The sequence below is a fragment of the Paracoccus haeundaensis genome (assembly GCF_006239215.1).
Classification (GTDB): Bacteria; Pseudomonadota; Alphaproteobacteria; order Rhodobacterales; family Rhodobacteraceae; genus Paracoccus; species Paracoccus marcusii.
On the sequence record NZ_VDDC01000008.1, the window covers coordinates 161,107 to 180,612 of the forward strand.

The 19,506-nt window shown below is 68.4% G+C and carries 15 protein-coding genes; 9 read left to right on the plus strand and 6 right to left on the minus strand.

The features are described 5' to 3' along the window. Positions 1 to 50: 50 nt before the first annotated feature. Positions 51 to 1,397, minus strand: a complete 1,347-nt coding sequence (locus FHD67_RS21060; RefSeq protein WP_139597999.1) for a sigma-54-dependent transcriptional regulator — start codon at positions 1,395 to 1,397, stop codon at positions 51 to 53. Beyond that, complete coding sequence (locus FHD67_RS04760; RefSeq protein ID WP_246071225.1) at positions 1,394 to 3,064, minus strand: ATP-binding protein; 1,671 nt, start codon at positions 3,062 to 3,064, stop codon at positions 1,394 to 1,396. The genes FHD67_RS21060 and FHD67_RS04760 overlap by 4 nt, the downstream gene beginning before the upstream one ends. A 196-nt stretch (positions 3,065 to 3,260) precedes the next feature. Between FHD67_RS04760 and FHD67_RS04765 the strand changes: the two genes are divergently transcribed. Both FHD67_RS04765 and FHD67_RS04770 read left to right on the plus strand, forming a co-directional pair. Further along, the gene (locus tag FHD67_RS04765) at positions 3,261 to 4,628 is read left to right on the plus strand and encodes a dicarboxylate/amino acid:cation symporter (protein WP_046001627.1); all 1,368 of its coding nucleotides are present in this window, start codon (positions 3,261 to 3,263) and stop codon (positions 4,626 to 4,628) included. Positions 4,629 to 5,064: 436 nt separating this feature from the next. After that, a complete protein-coding gene (locus FHD67_RS04770; protein ID WP_139598000.1) occupies positions 5,065 to 6,702 on the plus strand; it encodes a hypothetical protein in 1,638 nt (545 codons plus the stop codon). A 26-nt stretch (positions 6,703 to 6,728) separates the two neighbouring features. Here the strand turns inward: FHD67_RS04770 and FHD67_RS04775 are convergent, their stop codons facing one another. Further along, the gene (locus FHD67_RS04775) at positions 6,729 to 8,417 is read right to left on the minus strand and encodes an alpha/beta hydrolase (protein ID WP_139598001.1); all 1,689 of its coding nucleotides are present in this window, start codon (positions 8,415 to 8,417) and stop codon (positions 6,729 to 6,731) included. Positions 8,418 to 8,704: 287 nt separating this feature from the next. Here FHD67_RS04775 and FHD67_RS04780 point away from each other — a divergent pair, with 287 nt between their 5' ends. Further along, the gene (locus FHD67_RS04780) at positions 8,705 to 9,697 is read left to right on the plus strand and encodes an extracellular catalytic domain type 1 short-chain-length polyhydroxyalkanoate depolymerase (RefSeq protein WP_246071226.1); all 993 of its coding nucleotides are present in this window, start codon (positions 8,705 to 8,707) and stop codon (positions 9,695 to 9,697) included. A gap of 204 nt (positions 9,698 to 9,901) precedes the next feature. On the opposite strand, the gene FHD67_RS04785 is transcribed toward FHD67_RS04780, so the two are convergent. Further along, positions 9,902 to 10,588 carry a superoxide dismutase gene (locus tag FHD67_RS04785; protein ID WP_139598003.1) on the minus strand — a complete coding sequence of 229 codons (687 nt, stop codon included), beginning with the start codon at positions 10,586 to 10,588 and terminating at the stop codon, positions 9,902 to 9,904. A gap of 170 nt (positions 10,589 to 10,758) precedes the next feature. Here FHD67_RS04785 and FHD67_RS04790 point away from each other — a divergent pair, with 170 nt between their 5' ends. Further along, a complete protein-coding gene (locus tag FHD67_RS04790) occupies positions 10,759 to 12,123 on the plus strand; it encodes an amidase (RefSeq protein WP_139598004.1) in 1,365 nt (454 codons plus the stop codon). 4 nt (positions 12,124 to 12,127) lie between these two features. Here the strand turns inward: FHD67_RS04790 and FHD67_RS04795 are convergent, their stop codons facing one another. Then, on the minus strand, positions 12,128 to 13,654 hold the full coding sequence (locus tag FHD67_RS04795) for an argininosuccinate lyase (protein ID WP_139598005.1): 1,527 nt from the start codon (positions 13,652 to 13,654) through the stop codon (positions 12,128 to 12,130). Positions 13,655 to 13,936: 282 nt separating this feature from the next. Here FHD67_RS04795 and FHD67_RS04800 point away from each other — a divergent pair, with 282 nt between their 5' ends. From FHD67_RS04800 to FHD67_RS04820, 5 genes are read left to right on the plus strand one after another with little or no spacing between them, the layout of a single operon-like run. After that, complete coding sequence (locus FHD67_RS04800) at positions 13,937 to 15,142, plus strand: ABC transporter substrate-binding protein (RefSeq protein ID WP_045983479.1); 1,206 nt, start codon at positions 13,937 to 13,939, stop codon at positions 15,140 to 15,142. Positions 15,143 to 15,157: 15 nt separating this feature from the next. Beyond that, positions 15,158 to 15,934: an ABC transporter ATP-binding protein gene (locus FHD67_RS04805; RefSeq protein WP_045983480.1), complete on the plus strand. Its 777-nt coding sequence runs from the start codon at positions 15,158 to 15,160 to the stop codon at positions 15,932 to 15,934. Then, on the plus strand, positions 15,931 to 16,632 hold the full coding sequence (locus tag FHD67_RS04810) for an ABC transporter ATP-binding protein (protein ID WP_045983481.1): 702 nt from the start codon (positions 15,931 to 15,933) through the stop codon (positions 16,630 to 16,632). Before FHD67_RS04805 ends, FHD67_RS04810 begins: the two co-directional genes overlap by 4 nt. Before the next feature lies 1 nt (position 16,633). After that, positions 16,634 to 17,521: a branched-chain amino acid ABC transporter permease gene (locus FHD67_RS04815; protein ID WP_045983482.1), complete on the plus strand. Its 888-nt coding sequence runs from the start codon at positions 16,634 to 16,636 to the stop codon at positions 17,519 to 17,521. Position 17,522: 1 nt separating this feature from the next. Next, on the plus strand, positions 17,523 to 18,518 hold the full coding sequence (locus FHD67_RS04820) for a branched-chain amino acid ABC transporter permease (RefSeq protein WP_139598006.1): 996 nt from the start codon (positions 17,523 to 17,525) through the stop codon (positions 18,516 to 18,518). A gap of 32 nt (positions 18,519 to 18,550) precedes the next feature. Here FHD67_RS04820 and FHD67_RS04825 read toward each other — a convergent pair whose 3' ends face one another. Beyond that, the gene (locus FHD67_RS04825) at positions 18,551 to 19,306 is read right to left on the minus strand and encodes an IclR family transcriptional regulator (RefSeq protein ID WP_139598007.1); all 756 of its coding nucleotides are present in this window, start codon (positions 19,304 to 19,306) and stop codon (positions 18,551 to 18,553) included. Positions 19,307 to 19,506: the final 200 nt, after the last annotated feature.

Below are 19,506 nucleotides of genomic sequence, written 5' to 3' on the forward strand. Positions count from 1 at the left end.
TCTCAATTCGATGGCAGACCGTTCCCGCATGTCGGCTGCGGGTCGATCCGTCAAGACGGATCGTCGGGATCGGGGGATCGGCGCATGTCGCGGCGGCGGAAATTGGCGGGGCGGATGCCGTGGCGCGTCAGCTTGTCATAGAAGGTCTTGCGCGGCACGTTCAGCGCGGCCATCGCGCCCGTGGCATTGCCCTGCGCCTCGCGCAGCGCGTCGCGGATCAGGCCGGCCTCGTAGGCCGCGACCAGGTCCGACAGAGGTGGTCGGTCGGGACCGTCACCCGCGGGGCCGATGGGCGACAGGCCCAGTACGTGACCTTCGGCAAAGGCCTGCAATTCGCGCAGGTTGCCGGGCCAGCCATGCGCCGCCAGCCGCGCCAGCACCAGGTCCGTCAGCGGCGGCACCTGTCGCGACAGCCGGTCCGCCGCGGCCTGCAGGAAATGCCGGAACAGCGCCGGGATGTCGTCGCGCCGCGCCGACAAGGGCGGCACCGACAGGCGGGCACGAGCCAGCCGGAAATACAGGCCCGGATGCATCCGCCCCTGCGGATCGTCCTGGGCCGTGGCCAGCAGCTGCAACGCCAGCGGGCGCGGGGCGGCGGCCCCCGCGGGCCAGTATTCGCCCGCCTCGACCAGGCTCAGCAGGCGGGCCTGCAGGTGCGGGGGCAGAGCCGGCGCGTCCTCCAGGCACAGCACGCCGCGATGGGCCTGCTCCAGAAGGCCGGGGCGGCGCGGACCGCGCGGGGTCTCGGTTCCCGACAGCAATGCGTCGAACCCGGCCTCGTCCGCGGTGGCGCAGTCCAGCACCACCAACCCGCGGCCCCGTCGCGGCCCAAGGCGGTGGATGGCACGCGCCACCAGCGACTTGCCGGACCCGGACGGGCCGGTGATCAGGGCGTCGCTCTCTGCCTCGGCCACGCGGTCCAGGCCGTCGCGCAGGTGGATCATCGCCGCGCTGTCCCCCATCAGCGGTGGCGCGACGCGGGCCGCGTCCTGACCCGCGCGCCGCACCAGGCGGCGGTTCTCCAGCACCAGCGCCCGCGCCGAGAGCGCCCGGCGGCAGGAGGCGGCAAGCCGGTCCGCGCCAACGGGCTTGGTCAGAAAATCATAGGCCCCCTGCTGCAGCGCCGCGACCGCCATCGCCACGTCGCCATGCCCGGTCAGCAGGATCACCGGCAGGTCGGGGTCCATCCCGCGCAGATGCGAAAACAGCTGCAGCCCGTCCATGCCGGGCATCCGCACGTCCGACAGCACCATGCCCGCGTAATCCGCGTCCAGCCCGGCTAGGGCCGAGCGGGCATCGGCGAAGGCCTCGACCGCGATCCCGGCCAGCGTCAGCGTCTGCTCCAGCACCGCGCGCAGGTCGGCGTCATCGTCGATCAGGCGGACGGTCCCGGTCATGCGGCACGCGGCAGGGTCAGGCGGAACGCGGCTCCCTGGCCCGGTTCCGGGGGCAGGGCGTCCAGCTCGCCGCCGAAGTCGCGGGCGATGTCGCGCGAGATGACCAGCCCCAGCCCCAGCCCCTGCGGCTTGTCCGTGGCAAAGGGCGTGAACAGCTGTGCGGCCATGGCGGACGACAGGCCGGGACCGTTGTCGCGGATGGTCAGCGTGACGCGGGCGTCGTCCGCCTGGACCGCGATGGCGATGCGGGGATCAGAGCGGCCTTCCTGCGCATCATGGGCGTTGGTCAGCAGGTTGACCAGGATCTGTTCCAGGCGCACGGCCTCGGCCCGGACGGCCAGATCCGGGGGCAGGTCGGGCAGCGCGAAATCCATCGCGCTGGTCCGCCGTCGGCTGGCCGTCAGCATCAGCGAGGCCTGGATCGCGTCGGCCAGCGCCACCCGCCCCACGGCCCCCGTCGCCTTGCGGGAGAAGTTGCGCAGTTCGGACGTGATCTGGCCGATCCGGTCGGTCATGCCGATGATCCGGTCCAAGTTCGCGGCCACCGGCGCCGGGTCGCGGTCCAGCATCGCGCGGCCGTTCTCCGCCAGCAGGCGGATCGTGGCCAGGGGCTGGTTCACCTCATGGGCGAAACCGGCGCTGACCTGGCCCAGGGTGGCCAACTTGTTGGCCTGCACCAGATCGGATTGCAGCTGGACCAGACGCTGTTCGGCGGCGCGCCGCTCGCGCATCTCTCCGGACAGGTCGCGGGTGCGGGCCTCGACCGCGCGTTCCAGGTCGGCGCGATAGGCGGCCTCGGCCCGCGCGCGGCGGGCGGCGCGGCGCAGGCGGGCCATGATCACCGCCACCACGACCCCGGCCAGCAGCACGGCCAGGACGGCGGTCCCTGCCGCAAGCGACGCCACGCGCTGCGCCTCGGCCAAGGGACGGCGGACCAGCAGCGTCCAGTCGGTGCCGCGCACGCTGGCGCGGGCCTGCACCATGCCGCGGACATCCGGCAGGGCCCCAAAGCGCAGCGCCGGCTGGCCCGAGATGATCACCCGGTCCTGTCCGTCCACAACATGCGTGGCCCCGGTGTCGCGCGCCCATGCGGCCTCCAGCGGGTCGAACTCGACCTTGACCACCACCACGCCCAACAGCGTCGTCCCGTCGCGGATGTCATGGGCCAGATACAGGCCGGGCCGCCCGCTGACCGTGCCAAGCGCGTATTCCTGGCCCGTGCCCTGCGCGGCTGCCTGACGAAAATACTGCCGGAATCCATAGTCGTGGCCGATGAAGCTGGACGGCAGGTCCCAGTTCGACGCGGCCACCGACACGCCCCGGCGATCCAGCAGATAGATCACGTCGCTTTGCGTTTCCGCCCGCAGCAGGTCCATCTTGGCCGACACCGCGAAATCGCGGTCGGGGCCACCCTGCTGCAGCAACTGGATCACCTGCTGGTCGACGGCCAGGACGGTGGCCACCGCACGCTGTCGGTCCAGGATGCTGTCCAGCGTCAGGGCGCGGCTTTCGGCGGCGGCTTGCGCGTCCTGGTCCAGCTGCGCCAGCATCCCGTCGCGCGTCACCGTATAGGCGGCCCAAGGCCCCGCCAGCAGAGCTGCGACCAGCACCAGCAGCGCGGGATGCAGCCGCCAGCGCGATTCTCGCAAGGTCGCCGCCTGTTCCATCCCGTCCCCCGGACTGTTTCGGTTCCCACACTAGCACGCGGCATCTGTGCGGAAAACCGCACATTATAGACCCCCGCATGCTGACAGAAAGCCATGAAATCAACGCATTGCTGCCATGCGCGTGGAAAGCGGGCAGTCCGGTTCAATGGGCTATCCTGTGTCACGTCATCGTCACATGCAGGTCGGAGGAGACCAGATGCAGTTGAACGCCCCCGCGCATCCCCAAGCGCACGCCCCCAAGCCCTTTTACGCCCACCTGTACGTCCAGGTGATCTTTGCCATCGTCGCCGGCGCGCTGATCGGCCATTTCTATCCCCAGACCGGCGAGGCGCTGAAGCCCCTGGGCGACGCCTTCATCAAGCTGGTCAAGATGATCATCGCGCCGGTCATCTTCCTGACCATCGTCACGGGCCTGGCCGGAATGGGCACGCTGCGCGGCGTGGGATCGGTCGTGGGCAAGGCCTTCGCCTATTTCCTGACCTTCTCGACGCTGGCGCTGATCGTCGGCCTGATCGTGGCGAACGTCATCCAGCCCGGCCGCGGCATGAACATCGACCCGTCCACCCTGGATGCCAGCACCGTCACCGGCTATGCCGAGAAGGCGCACGAGACCAGCCTGGTGGGCTTCGTCATGGACATCATCCCGACCACGCTGGTGTCGGCCTTCGTCGAGGGTAACATCCTGCAGGTGCTGTTCGTGGCGATCCTGTTCGGCATCGGCATGATCATGGTCGGCGACCGCGCCAAGCCGGTCCTGTCGGTCATGGAATCGGCCAGCTTCGCGATCTTCCGCGTGGTCGACATCCTGATGAAGGCCGCCCCCATCGGCGCCTTCGGGGCCTTCGCCTTCACCATCGGCAAGTACGGCATCGGGTCCGTCGTGAACCTGGCCGCGTTGGTCGGCACGTTCTACCTGACCTCGGCCCTGTTCGTGATCGTGATCCTGGGTACGGTCTGCATGGTCAACGGGTTCTCGATCTTCCGGCTGATCTCCTATCTCAAGGCCGAGATCCTGCTGGTGCTGGGCACCTCGTCGTCGGAATCCGCGCTGCCCTCGCTGATGGAGAAGATGGAGAAGGCCGGCTGCGCCCGTCCCGTCGTGGGACTGGTCGTGCCGACAGGCTACAGCTTCAACCTGGACGGCACCAACATCTACATGACGCTGGCCGCGCTGTTCATCGCCCAGGCCACGAACACCGACCTGTCCCTGCAGCAACAGGTCCTGCTGCTGCTGGTCGCGATGCTGTCGTCGAAGGGTGCCGCGGGCGTCACCGGTGCGGGCTTCATCACGCTGGCCGCGACACTGTCGGTCGTCCCGACCGTGCCGGTCGCGGGCATGGCGCTGATCCTGGGCGTGGACCGCTTCATGTCGGAATGCCGCTCGGTCACGAACTTCATCGGCAACGCGGTCGCCACGGTGGTGGTCAGCCGCTGGCAAGGCGCGCTGGACCGTGACCAGTTCGACGCCGCCCTGGCGGGTCGGCCCGTCGGACAGGCTCGTCCCGTGGGCGACCTGGTTCCCGCTCCCGCCGGCCTGCAGCTGGGCGAACGCAGCGCAGACTGATCAAGCCTCGGGGGGCGCCGCAATCCGGCGCCCCCGTTTTCACGAACCGCTGCGCCCGTCACCGAAAATTCCTATGCGCTGCGCAGGATGACTTCGGGTCAGATACAGTCGCGCAACGGTTGCGCGCGGGTCGGATCGGTGCTGCGGGCGCCGGTCCGACCTTGCGGCATCGTGATCCGTGCAGGCGGGCCTAGATCGCGTTGACTGCATGATCCGACCTTGTGACGGCTTCTGGAAATCAACTGAAGAATCCCGGTATTATGATTTATTTTCAATAAGATGAATGCGGGTATTGAGCCATATTCGATCTGGCCGGGGGGCTGCGGTCCCGAACCGGGCCGCAAATTCCCCTGTCGGTAAACGCCTTGCCCGAATGCGCACCGCGCTGTTAGAAATTCACGGTCCCTTTGTCGGGGCAGTGCATGGAGGGCCGCCGGTGAAGAGACGTTCCGTACTGATGCTTGGCGCCGCCTTCGGACTGCAGGCCGCGATCGGGATGCCACTGACCGCGCGGGCCGCGACACGCACCGAACCGGGGGGCATCGCGGTGGGGCTGTCGGGTATTTCTGACTGGGGGGCCTCTCAGCCATTCATCGACGTGATGCGCCAAAGCCGCGAATGGATGGGCCGGTCCGAGGCCGAGTTCGTGTCCCATACCAACGCCCAGTTGCGCGAGGGCGGGCATCTAGATGCCGACGGCTGGCCCGTCAGCATCCCCGACGGCTCGACTGCCGTGGGCACGATCATCCTGTGCGACCTGTCCGCCGACGATATCAGCGTGAACGGCCATTACCGGATGACCTGGGACGGAACCGGCGACGTGCGCATCAACGGGACCGGCACGAACGTGACCACCGGGCCGGGATGGGCCGAGTTCGACTATGTCGCGTCGGACACGGGGATCGTGGCGATCGACATCGTCAGGCAGGACGCCGCCGATCCCGCGCGCAATTTCCGATGCATCCATCAGGACTTGCAGGCCGAATATGATGCAGGGCAGATCTTTCGGCCCGAATGGCTGGCGCTGATCGGCGGGTTCCGGGTGATCCGCCTCATGGACTGGATGGCCACGAATGACAGCACGCTGTCCGAGTGGGACGACCGGCCGCGCCTGACCTCGGCCACTTGGACCCTGGGCGTGCCGGTCGAGGTCATGGTGGCGCTGGCCAATCAACTGGGCATCGATCCGTGGTTCTGCTTTCCGCATCTGGCGACCGACGACCACATCACCCGCTTTGCCACGCTGGTCCGGGACAGCCTGGATCCGGGCCTGACCGCCTGGTACGAATTCTCGAACGAGGTGTGGAACTTCCAGTTCGGCCAGACCCAGTGGGCCCTACAGCAGGCCGAGGCGCAATGGCCCGGCCAAGGCGATGGCTGGATGCAGTATTACGGTGGCCGTGCGGCTGAAATGGCGGTGCTGCTGGACGCGGTCTATGCCGATGCGCCCGACCGCCTGCGCAAGGTCATCACCGCCCATACCGCCTGGATCGACCTGAACCATGCCATGCTGGATGCGCCCTTGTGGGTGGCGGACGGTCCGGACCGCCGGGCACCCAAGACCCATTTCGACGCCTATGCGGTGACGGGCTATTTCGACGGCGGCATCGGACGTCCCGCGAACCTGTCGCTGATCCGGTCCTGGCGTGACATGGGGGATGCGCGGGCGTTCGACCTGATGGCGGAACAGGTGGCCGACGGGCGCCATGTTGCGGGTGAAGAGGGCGGCACCACCATCGCCACGCTGGAGGAGGTCTGGGCCGCCCAGCACGCCATCGCCCAGGAGGCAGGCCTGTTCCTGGTTATGTACGAGGGCGGCAGCCACATCGTCCCCGACCGGGCCGCCATCGACGCCGATCCCGAGCTGTTCGATTTCCTCGAGCGGTTCCACTATTCGGATCAGATGGGTGCGCTGTACCGGCGCGCCATCGACGGCTTTGGCGCGGCGGGCGGGGCGTTCTTCAACGCCTTCGTCGAGGTGTCCGGTCCCGGGCCCGCGGGCTTCTGGGGCGCGCGGCGCCATGTCGGCGACGACAATCCGCGCTGGCGCGCCATCGCCGACAGCCGCGCCTGACGCCGCACGCGGCGGCCCGATCGGGGTCAGCCCGAACTGCCAGGCTGTGTCGTGACCGCCTGTTGCCGCGCCAGGAAATGGTCGCGCAGCGCTTGCAGCCGTTCGGGGGTCCATCCGGGCGGGTCGGTGATCGCCAGCCAGGGGTCGATGTGATCGACATGGGCATAGACATGGCCATGCCCGATCGGCACCTCCAGCGCGATCGCCATGTCGAAGGCCAGCTGCAGCTGGGTGATGATCGGATACCAGCGCAGGTCGGGCGACACTTCGGGGGCGCGGGGGCTGGCCAGCCATTCGGGCGGGCGGATCGCGCTGTCGGATCGGAAGAACACGATGGGATCGCTGCCGTATTGCAGGAACACGATCCGCACCTCGCCCCAGGGGCCGCCGTCATGCACCGACTGGCGGCCGTCGGTAAAGCGCACGACCTCTCCGGTGGTCAGGTGCGGCAGCCATGCGGGCGATCCGGGGTCGCGTTCGGCGGTCAGCGTCTGCCACAGCTGGCTGACGAAGGGCGGCCCGACCCACAGCGCCCCGTCGATGGGCTGATCCAGCATCTCGTGCAGGCGCAACGACTGCTGAGAGCTGTGCGCGCCCAGGCTGAGACCATAGAGGTACAGCCGGGGGCGCGTCTCCTCGGGCAGCTGCTGCCAGCGGCGGTGGACGGCCCCGAACAGGGCGCGCCCGGCCTCGGCCGCCTGTTCGGGTTGCACCAACAGCGAGATCCAGCTTTGCAGATAGGAATACTGCAACGCCAAGGTCGCGACGTCGCCGTGGTTCAGATGCTCCAGCGGCTCGATCGCGGCGGGGTCCATCCAGCCGGTGCCGGTGGGCATGGCGACGACCAGCGTGCTGCGGTCGAACCCGCCCGCGCGTTCCAGTTCGCGCACCGCCAGATCGGCGCGCGCGGTCAGCGTGTCCGCCGCGTTCAGCCCGACATAGACGCGCAGCGGCTGCCGCGCTGGTTGTCCGGTGACGCGGGCGATGGCCTGGGGGTCGGGGGTGGTGGCCACGAAATTGCGCCCTTCGCGCCCCAGATCCTGCCAGGCGACCAGCGATTCGGCGCTGCCTGTCTGCCAGGGCTGGTCGGGGGCGATCTGTTCGGCGGGGATCAGGTCGTCCAGCGCCTGCGCCGACTGGTCGATGCTGGAGACGACGTTGCGCACCAGAACGCCGCTGAAGACCTGATAGGTCACCAGGATCGTCAGCAGCACGCCCAGAACCCGCGCCTGCCGGCGGGGCAGGACCTGCGCGATGCGCGCGCTGACATAACGGCCAAGCGCCACCAGCAGCTTGCCCAGGATCAGCAGGACCGACGCGACCGCGGTGCCAAGCCCCGCCACCATGAAGGGGGCCACGCCCTCGGCCGGGGGCAGGGTCATGGCGGCGCGGATGTCGTTCTGCCATTCCGCGGACCGCAGCAGGAACACGGTCACGATGACCAGCGCCACCGCGCCCATCGCCGGCACCAGCAGGCGCGCCTGACGGTCGGTCATGCGCGGCAGCTGCAGATAGCGCCACAGCGCGCCGGCCAGCACCGCCACCCCATAGCCCGCGGCAAAGCAGAACCCCGCCAGGATGCCCTGGATCTGGGGGCTGCGCGGGATCAGGCTGGGCGTCAGGGAGCCCGCGACGAACAGCGCGCCGGTGACCAGGCCCACCCCGGACGTGCGCCGGTCCAGCCAGTCCAGAAGCGTCAGCATGGCGGCCGTCATCGGCAGGACCTTTTCATTGCGGCGCGGCGGGGGCCGGGGCGTCTGCCCGCAAAATGTCAAACGCCGCCCGAATGGGCAAGCGCGGCCGGACCTGTCAGCGCGTCATGGCAGCCATGACCGCCGGAACCGGGGTTGCCGCTTGCCCAATCCGGGGGCGCATGCGACGCAGAGGTCATGTGCACCCGAACGCTGCCCCGAACCCCGTGACCAGGCGCCCCAGACTTCGCATCGGAACCCGTCGCCGGAAATCCGGCGCCAACGCCATGGCGGGCCTGATGGGCGCCTTCATGAAGACGGCCACCAAGGCGATGACGCAGGCGGCCACCGCTGCCGTGCAGCCGCCGAAGGCGGCAAAGCCCAAGTCCGCCAAGTCAAAGCCTGCCGCAAAGCTGCGGGCCGTCGCCCCGCGATCGGCGCGGTTCGAGACGGGGACCCATACCTCCGCACACGGGACGCGCAAGTATCGCGTCTATCTGCCCTCGGCGATCGGGGCGGGGGTGCCGCTGCCACTGCTGGTGATGCTGCATGGCTGCGGCCAGACGCCCGAGGATTTCGCGAAGGGCACCGGGATGAACGCGCTGGCCGAACAGCGGGGCGTGATCGTGGTCTATCCCGCGCAGCCGCGCGAGGCGCATGCCAACCGCTGCTGGAACTGGTTCCGCCCCGAGGATCAGGGTCGCGACGGCGGTGAACCCGCCCTGCTGGCCAGCCTGACCCGGGACATGCTGGCGCGCTATGGGGCGGATCCGGCGCGGGTCTATGTCGCGGGCCTGTCGGCGGGCGGGTCGACCGCGATGCTGCTGGCGCATGCCTATCCCGATCTGTTCGCCGCCGTCGGATGCCATTCCGGCCTGCCGCCGGGGGCGGCGGGGGACAAGACCTCGGCCATCATCGCGATGAAGCAGGGCAGCCCCGGCCGCCGCCTTGCCACGCCCGTCCCCACGATCATCTTTCACGGCAGCGACGACCACATCGTGACCCCGCGTAACGGCCGCTTCGTGGCGATCCGCGCGGTCGAGACGTTCCCGGGCCTGCGCGCGGTGGAACTGACCCGCACCGTGCCGGGCGGACGGGCCTATGTGCGCACCAGCCACCGGGTGGGGCAGGGCCGGTCCTGGGTGGAACATTGGCTGGTCAGGGGCGCGGGCCATGCGTGGTCGGGCGGTTCGCGTGCGGGTCGGTTCGTCGATCCGGGCGGGCCGGATGCTTCGGCCCAGATGCTGCGGTTCTTCCTGTCCCACAGGACCACGCGCAAGACGCGGACCGCCCCGCCAGCCTGAAACGCAGGAGCGGGAAGGGGGTGCCCTGATGCCGACGTCGTGCCAGACGCTTAGCCCGCCGGAACAGGTTCCGACCGGCCCAACGCACGGTTCCGACGCCCACGCACCGTCGTTTCTGGCCCGTCGCGCGCTATTTTGGTTTCGCAAAGAAGACGGGCGGCACGTTGCCGTGCCGCCCGTCATAAGATTGGGGATGGCCGTGGCTTATTCGGCCAGCGCCGCGTCATAGCGTTCGGACACGGCCCCCCAGTTCACCACATCCCACCAGCTTTCCAGGTATTCGGCCCGGCGGTTGTTGTAGGTCAGATAATAGGCGTGTTCCCACACGTCGTTGCCCAGAAGCGGCGTGCCCTGCGTCTCGGCCACGTCCATCAGCGGGTTGTCCTGGTTCGGGGTCGAGGTGATCTCCAGCTCGTCCTGATCGTTCACGATCAGCCAGACCCAGCCCGATCCGAACTGGCCTGCACCGGCCTCTTGAAATGCGGTGCGGAACTCCTCGTCGGAACCGAATGCCGCCTCGATCGCCTCGGTCAGTTCGGGCGACATCTCTCCGGTCTGGTCGGCCGGGGCCATCGATTCCCAGAAGAACGTGTGGTTCCAGTGACCGCCGGCGTTGTTGCGGACGCGGTCGGGATAGGTGCCGGCATTGGCCACCAGATCCTCCAGCGCGGTGCCGGCGGGGGCGTCGCCCTCGGCGATGGCGGTGTTGAGGTTGGTTACATAGCTCTGGTGATGCTTGCCGTGATGCAGGCCCATCGTTTCGGCGCTGATGACCGGGTCCAGCGCGTCTGCGGCATAGGGCAGGTCGGGCAGCGAGAACTCTCCCTCGGTCTGGGCAAGGGCTGCGACGGGCGTGGCGCAGATGGCAAGGATCGCAAGGGTCTGTTTCATCGGGTTCTCCTGTTGGTGTCGGGGCACAACCGCAGCATGCGCCCGATGTTCCGTTCCAACGCCGATGTCATGGATGCACACGGTTCCGTCATCGACACGGGCGGCAGGGGTTGTGGGGCGCGCGGTTTCGCCCCACGGTGACGGCGAGATCAGGAAAAGGGGCACATCGGATGATCACCGGGGATGCGACAAGCCAGCTGAAGGCCCTGCGCGCGGGCAGCATCGATGCGGTCGGGCTGATGGCGCTGACGCTGGACCGGATCGCGGCGACAAACCCGTCCATCAACGCCGTCGTCGCGCTGCGCGACCGCGACACCCTCTTGGCCGAGGCCGCGCAGGCCCCTGCGGGGCCGCTGCAGGGATTGCCGATGGCGGTCAAGGATCTGGCGGACACGGCGGGGATCGCCACGACCTATGGCTCGCCCGCGTTCCGCGACCACGTGCCGGTGGCGGATAGCCCGATGGTCGCGCGCCTGCGCCGGGCCGGGGCGGTGATCATCGGCAAGACGAACACGCCCGAATTCGGGCTGGGGTCGCACAGCTACAACCCGGTCTATGGCGTCACGCGCAACCCCTATGACCTGTCGCGGTCGGCGGGCGGGTCCAGCGGCGGCGCGGGGGCGGCGCTGGCCGCGCGCATGGTGGCGCTGGCGGACGGGTCGGACATGATGGGGTCGCTGCGCAACCCGGCCGGGTGGAACAACGTCTTCGGATTCCGGCCCAGCTATGGCCTGGTCGCGCCGTCCAACCCGGGCGACCTGTTCCTGTCCCAGCTGTCGACCGAAGGCCCGATGGCGCGGTCGATCCGCGACCTCGAGCTGTTGCTGGCGGTCCAGTCCGCCCCCGATCCGATGCATCCGCATTCCAGCGGTCCCTATCGCCCCGCGCCGCCCAAGGGCAGGCTGCGCATCGGCTGGCTGGGCGATTGGGGCGGGGCCTATGCGATGGAGCCGGGCGTGCTGGACCTGTGCGGGGCCGCCGTGCAGGTGCTGGCCGATCTTGGCCATGACGTGGTGCCCATGGCGCCACCCTTTTCGGCCGCCGCCCTGTGGGAGGCCTGGACGACGCTGCGCAGCTGGACCATCGCGGGCAGCCTTGGCCCGCTGCTGCACAGCGCCCCGGATCAGGTGAAGCCAGAGCTGCGGTGGGAGATTGAGCGCGGCCTGGCCCTGTCCGCCGCCGACCTGCGCCGTGCCAGCACGATCCGGTCGGACTGGTTCCGCCACACGGCGGGGATGGACGTGGACATCCTGGCGCTGCCGTCGGCGCAGCTGTTCGCGTTCGACGCGGACTGGACCTGGCCGCGCCAGATCGCGGGACGGCAGATGGACAGCTATCACCGCTGGATGGAGGTGGTCGTGCCGGCATCGCTGACCGGGTTGCCGGCGCTGTGCGTGCCGGCGGGGTTCGGACCGCCCGGCACGCCGATGGGGTTGCAGCTGATCGGCCACCGCGGGCGCGATGCCTGCGTGCTGAACCTGGGCCGCGCCTACGAGGCCGCGACATCCTGGATCGACCGCCAGCCCGCGCCCTGAAGGGTCAGTCCCGCGTCAGGCCGTCGAAATCGGCGTCCAGCCGATCCAGCGCCGCATCGACATGGCCGCGCCGGGCGGCGATCCATCCGGCGTGATCGTCCAGCCGCGCGCGGGCGGTGCCGATCATGCGCGTCATCTCCTGCGGTTGCGGCCCGCCGGAGGTGGCGCGCGCGGCGACGATCGCGGCGGGGTCCAGGGCCTGGCGGAACTGCTCTTGGGTCAGGGGCAGGTCTGCCGGGGCGTCGGTGCCTGCGACGGCATCCGCATAGATGCGCTGCGCCTCGGCATAGGGAAAGTCCAGCGGGCCAATCCCGTTTTGGCGTGCATGTGTCACGATCTCGGAGGCGACGTGATGGCCTTCGCGGAAGGGCAGGCCGTGGTCGCGCATCAGCCGGTCGGCGATCTCCTGCGAGGCGGTCCAGTCGCTGTTCAGCTCCTCCAGTGCGCGATCCTGGTCGATGACCAGCGCCTGAAGGACCGCGTCCAGCCGCGACAGGGTGGCGATGCCCGCATCGACCATCGCGGCATTGTCGGCGACATCCTTGGGGTCGGGCATGCCGGGAGTGATGTTGTGCGTCTGCAGGACCGGCCCCATCGCCAGCGCGATGGCCTGCGACGCATCGCTGCGCGTGTTGTTCAGCAGGCCCGGATTGCGCTTTTGCGGCATGGCCGAGGAGACATAGGTGTTCTCTCCGCCCTCCTCCAGCAGCATCCAGGGGCGGGTCTGGGCGTATTGGGTCATGATGTCCTCGACCAGGTTGCCGCTGTGCAGCGCGACCGAGGTGACGATGCCGGCCACCTCGACCGGGTGGTCCATCGACGAGATCTGTGACGCGTCATAGGCGTTCTCGACCAGCGCCGGAAAGCCCAGGTATTCGGCCATCCGCTGGCGGTTCAGCGGCCAGCTGGTGCCGTTCAGGACGGTGGTGCCCATCGCGCTGCGGTCGATGCGGGCATAGGCCTCGCGGATGCGCTGCGCGTCGCGGTCCAGGCCGGCGGCATGGCCCAGCAGGTAATGCCCCAGGCTGTTGGGCTGGGCCGCGACCCCGTTGGTATAGTTCGGCACGATGGTGCCCGCATGGCGTTCGGCCAGGTCGACCATCGTGGTCGTGGTCGCGTGCAGCTGATCGGCCAGCTCCAGCATCTTGTCGCGCAGCATCGCGGCGCGGAAGGTGGCGTGCATGTCCTGGCTGGACCGCCCGGCATGCAGCAGGGTGACCTGCGGACCGCCCGCATCGATCAGCAGCGGCTCGAAGCTGATGACGGTGCGGGGGCGTTCCCCGTCGGGCGCGTCGCCCGCGGCGATCACCCCCGCCAGAGCCTCGGCGATGTCCGGGGCCAGGGCCGGGTCCAACAGCCCCTCCTGGCTGTTGATGACCAGGCTGGCCTTGTTCATCTGGCCCAGCCAGAAGAACTCGTCGCGCGGCGGCGCGTCGGGACCGGCAGGGTCCTGGGCCGCGGCGGCCTGGGCGTGAAACAGTGTGCCCGCCAGCAGGATCGCGGCGATGCGGCGTGTCGGATGACAGGTCATGGTGGTCTCCTCCCCGTGTTCAGGGGGTCAGGATAGGGGCTGTGGACCGCAGGCCAACCCCCGGCCCGCCGCTGCCCGCGCCGCTGGCGGATTGCAGCCTGTGCAAGTTGCCGCAGGGCGGTCCAAGCGTCCTTGCCAAGGCAAACCTATTCTGCAACCTTTCCCAAGCGCGACCTTGGGGAGAGGGTCGCCAGTCATTCACGGAAACGATGAACCGGACCGCCGACCCGGCGGGTGGCCCGTCCACACGCCTGCGGTCCGACACGAGGGAGAGAGAAATTCATGGCTAGACTGTTGACATCGGTGGCGATCTTGGGCGCCACGGCCACCGCCGCGATGGCCCAGGTATCGGATGACGTCGTCAAGATCGGCATCCTGAACGACCAGTCGGGCGTCTATGCCGATTTCGGCGGCACCTATTCCTATCAGGCGGCGCTGATGGCGGTCGAGGATTTCGGCGGCACCGTGCTGGACATGCCGATCGAGGTCGTTACCGCCGATCACCAGAACAAGCCCGACGTCGCATCGAACATCGCGCGGCAGTGGTACGACACCGAACAGGTCGACGCGATCATGGAGCTGACCACCTCGTCCGTTGCGCTGGCCGTGCAGGCGCTGTCGGCCGAGGCCGACAAGATCACCATGACCACGGGTGCCGCCACCACCGAACTGACCGGCGCGCAATGCACCGCGAACGGGTTCCACTGGGCTTATGACACCCACGCGCTGGCCGTGGGCACCGGCGGCGCGCTGGTCGAGCAGGGCGGCGACAGCTGGTTCTTCCTGACCGCCGATTATGCCTTCGGCTATTCGCTGGAGGAGCAGACCGGCGCCTATGTCACCGCCAATGGCGGCGAGGTGCTGGGCTCGGTCCGCCATCCGCTGTCCACCAATGATTTCTCGTCCTTCCTGCTGCAGGCGCAGGCATCGGGAGCCAAGGTCATTGGCCTGGCCAATGCCGGCCTGGACACCCAGAACGCCATCAAGTCCGCGGCCGAATTCGGCATTGTGCAGGGCGGCCAGCGCCTGGCGGCGCTGCTGTTCACCCTGGCCGAGGTCCACGGCCTGGGAGCCGAGGCCGCGCAGGGCCTGACCCTGACGGAATCCTTCTACTGGAACCGGACCGACGAAAGCCGCGAATTCGCGCAGCGCTTCTTCGAGCGCACGCAGGCGATGCCGAACATGGTCCATGCCGGCACCTATTCGGCCGTCCTGCAATACCTGAAGGCCATCGAGGCCGCCGGCACCGACGAGACCGCCGCCGTGTCCGAACAGCTGCACACGCTGCCGGTCAACGACGTCTTCTCTCAGGGCGGCACGGTTGGCGCGAACGGACGCCTGATCACCGACGTCTATCTGCTGGAGGTCAAGGCACCGGCCGACATCACCACGGACTGGGACTACTTCAACGTCCTGGCGACCATCCCCGGGTCCGAGGCGTTCATCGATCCGGCCGAAAGCGGCTGTGCGCTGGTCGCGGCGAACTAGGGCGCGGACGGACCCATGACAGCAATGCCTGTGCAACAGGACCAGCCGCGGGTGGTGTTATCCGCCCGCGGCCTTGGCAAGGATTTCGCCGGCTTCACCGCCGTCAACGATGTCGACCTGGATGTCGAACACGGCCGCATCCACGCGCTGATCGGCCCGAACGGCGCGGGTAAGACCACCGTCTTCAACCTGCTGACCAAGTTCCTGACGCCCACCCGCGGGTCGATCACCCTGCTGGGCCAGGACATCACCGCCAGAAAGCCCGCCGAGGTGGCGCGGCTTGGCCTGGTGCGGTCGTTCCAGATCTCGGCCGTGTTCCCGCATCTGACGGTGCTGGAGAACCTGCGCGTCGCGCTGCAGCGGCCCAACGGGCTGGCCACCCAGTTCTGGCGGTCGCTGTCGTCGCTGGACCGGCTGAACCCGCGCGCGGACGAGCTGATCGCGCAGCTGGGCCTGACGGAATACCGCGACACCCGCGCGATGGACCTGTCCTATGGCCGCAAGCGCGTGCTGGAGATCGCGACCACGCTGGCCCTGGACCCCAAGGTCCTGCTGCTGGACGAGCCGATGGCCGGGATGGGCCTTGAGGACGTGCGCACCGTCGCCGGCATCATCCGCGACGTGGCCCGCGACCGGGCCGTCCTGATGGTCGAACACAACCTGTCGGTCGTGGCCGACATCTGCGACCGCGTCACCGTGCTGCAGCGCGGAGAGATCCTGGCCAGCGGCGATTACGCCACGGTGTCCACCGATCCCCGCGTGCGCACCGCCTATATGGGAACCGACGCATGAGCGCGCTTCTGAATGTCGCCGGGCTGAACGCCTGGTACGGCGAAAGCCACATCCTGCACGGCGTCGACCTGCACGTGAACGAAGGCGAGATGATCTGCATCCTGGGCCGCAACGGCATGGGCAAGACCACCACGCTGCGGTCCATCATGGGCATTTTGCGCAAGCGGACGGGCAGCATCACCTTTGCCGGCAGCGACATGATGACCATGCCGCTGCACAAGACCGCCCGCGCCGGCCTGGGCTTCGTCCCCGAGGAGCGCGGCATCTTCGCCAGCCTGTCGGTGCAGGAGAACCTGATGCTGCCGCCGGTCGTGGCCAAGGGCGGCATGTCGGTCGACGAGATCTATGCCCTGTTCCCGAACCTGCACGAACGCAGGAACAGCCCCGGCACGAAACTGTCGGGGGGCGAACAGCAGATGCTGGCCATGGCGCGCATCCTGCGCACCGGCGCGCGCTGCCTGCTGCTGGACGAGCCGACCGAGGGGCTGGCCCCGGTGATCATCCAGAACATCGGCACCGTGCTGGGCGAACTGAAGAAACGCGGCATGACCGTGGTGCTGGTCGAACAGAACTTCCGCTTTGCCAGCAAGGTCGCCGACCGGTTCTATCTGATGGATCACGGCCAGATGACCGCGGAATTCCCGGTGGGCCAGCTGCCCGCCAACATGGACATGCTCAATCGCGAACTGGGTGTCTAACATGACGATGATATTCGGCGTGCCGATGGCTGCCCTGATGGGGCAGCTGCTGATCGGCCTGATCAACGGGTCGTTCTATGCGCTGCTGTCGCTTGGGCTGGCGGTGATCTTTGGCCTGCTGCGGGTGATCAACTTCGCCCATGGCGCGCAATACATGCTGGGTGCGTTCGTGGCCTTGCTGCTGCTGACCTGGACCGGCGTGAACTACTGGATCGCGCTGATCCTGGCGCCGCTGATCGTGGGCACGTTCGGCGCGCTGGTCGAACGGACCATGCTGTCCCGGCTCTACAAGCTGGACCATCTGTACGGTCTGCTGTTCACCTTCGGCCTGGCCCTGACGATCGAGGGGACGTTCCGGTACTTCTTCGGCTCCAGCGGGCAGCCCTATCCGACGCCGCCGGCGCTGGCGGGGGGCGTGAACCTGGGCTTCATGTTCCTGCCGATTTATCGGGGCTGGGTGATCGTGGCGTCGCTGGCGGTCTGCATCGCCGTGTGGCTGCTGATCGAGAAGACCAAGCTGGGATCATACCTGCGCGCGGCCACCGAAAACCCGGTGCTGGTGCAAAGCTTCGGCGTGAACGTGCCGCTGCTGCTGACGCTGACCTATGCGTTGGGCGCGTCGCTGGCGGCATTCGCGGGCGTGCTGGCGGCGCCCATCTATCAGGTGTCGCCGCTGATGGGCACGAACATCATCATCGTCGTGTTCGCCGTGGTCGTGGTCGGCGGCATGGGGTCCATCCTGGGCGCCATCGTCACCGGCTACATGCTAGGCATCGCCGAGGGTCTGACAAAGGTCTTCTACCCCGAGGCATCGAACACCGTGATCTTCGTCATCATGGCGATCGTGCTGATCCTGCGGCCCGCGGGCCTGTTCGGAAAGGACGTGTAAGATGAGCCATTCCGACGCAACCACCCCCGCGGCCCCCGCGACCGTCCCGGCAGCCGGCCGCATCAAGGCGGTCATCCTGCTGGCCATGCTGGGCTTCCTGCTGCTGGTGCCCATGTTCCTGTACCCGATCTTCCTGATGAAGATCCTGTGCTTTGCGCTGTTCGCCGCAGGGTTCAACCTGCTGCTGGGCTATACCGGCCTTCTGTCCTTCGGGCATGCGGCCTTCTTCGGGGGCGGGGCCTATTTCACCGCGCATGCGGTCAAGGTCTGGGGCCTGTCGCCCGAACTGGGGATCCTGGTCGGGGTCGCGGGCGCGGCGGGGCTGGGCCTGATCATGGGGCTGATCGCCATCCGCCGTCAGGGCATCTATTTCGCCATGATCACCCTGGCCCTGTCGCAGATGTTCTTCTTCTTCTGCCTGCAGGCCGCCTTCACGAACGGAGAGGACGGCATCCAGTCCGTCCCGCGCGGCACCTTCCTGGGCGTGCTGGACCTGTCGAACCAGATCAACATGTACTATTTCGTGCTGGGCGTGTTCCTGGCCGGGATGCTGGCGATCTGGCGGATCATCAACTCTCCCTTCGGCATGATCCTGAAAAGCATCCGCGAGAACGAGGCGCGGGCCACGTCGCTTGGCTATACCGTGGCGCGCTACAAGCTGGCGGCGTTCGTCATGTCGGCGGCGATCGCGGGCTTGGCGGGCAGCGTGAAAAGCCTGGTGTTCCAGTTCGCGACCTTGACCGATGTCGGCTGGCAGATGTCCGGAGAGGTGATCCTGATGACGCTGCTGGGCGGCATCGGCACGCTGATCGGGCCGGTCATCGGCGCGGGGCTGGTGGTGACGCTGCAGAACTATCTGGCGACCTCGCCGCTGCCGGTGACGGTCATCACCGGGGTCGTCTTCATGGTCTGCGTGCTGCTGTTCCGGCGCGGCCTGGTGGGCGAGTTCTATGCCTCGCGGATCGGCCGCAGCCTGGGGTTCAAGTCCGACAGCTGAACCAAGGCCCGTCCCGTCCGCGGGGCGGGCTTCTACAGGTGCAGCTGCTCGCCGGTGACGGCGGTCAGCCGCGCCGCGGCCTCGGCCACCGCCGCGCCGATCGCGCCGACCTGGCGCGTCCTGATCCGATGCGCGGGGGCGTTGATCGACAGCCCGGCCACCGCCCGCCCTGCCATGTCCACGATGGGCGCGGCCACGCAGCGCATCCCCGCCATCCGTCCCTGATCGTCAAACGCAAAGCCCTGCCTTCGGATGCGCGCCAGATCGGGGCAGGCCGCGTCGGGCGCAGGCCCCGCATTGATCGCCAGCATCGCCCGCCCGATGCCCGATCCGGTCAGCGATGCGCGCGTTCCGGGCGGAAAGGCCACGCGGATCGGGTGGTCGGATTCGACCTGCGACACGAACAGCACGCCACCGTCGCTGAGGATGCCCAGGTTGGCCGTCTCTTGGGTCCGCGCGACCAGGTCCTGCAGGATCGGGCGTGCCCGCGCGATCAGCCCCGACCGGCGCAGGAAGGCCGCCCCAAGGCGAAAGCTGGATGGCCCGACCGACCAGCATTGCGTCGCGGCACAGCGTTCGACCATGCCGCGCAGGGCCAGGGTCTGCAGGATGCGATGCGTGGCGGATGCGGGCAGCCCCGTGCGCTGCGCCACCTCGCTCAGCGTCAGGCCGGGATGCAGCGACAGCAGGTCCAGCATGTCCAGCGCGCGGTCCAACGCCTGGACGGTCAGCGGGCGGTCGGGTCCGTCGGCACAGGGGCGGCCACGGCGGCGGGTCGGGTCGGCCATTGCGGTCTCTCCTTGATCATCCGGTGTCGGGTCACCTCTTTTGCGTCGCATGCAATGGAAAATCCGTCCAGAAATATTAATTAATGCCCCGCGGCGTACGATGCGCCGGGCCATCACCCACGGGGCGGACAGGCGGTGGAATATGCAGGCGGATCAACGACAAACCCCGCGGTGGTGCGGTCGTCCCGTGCCGATTATCA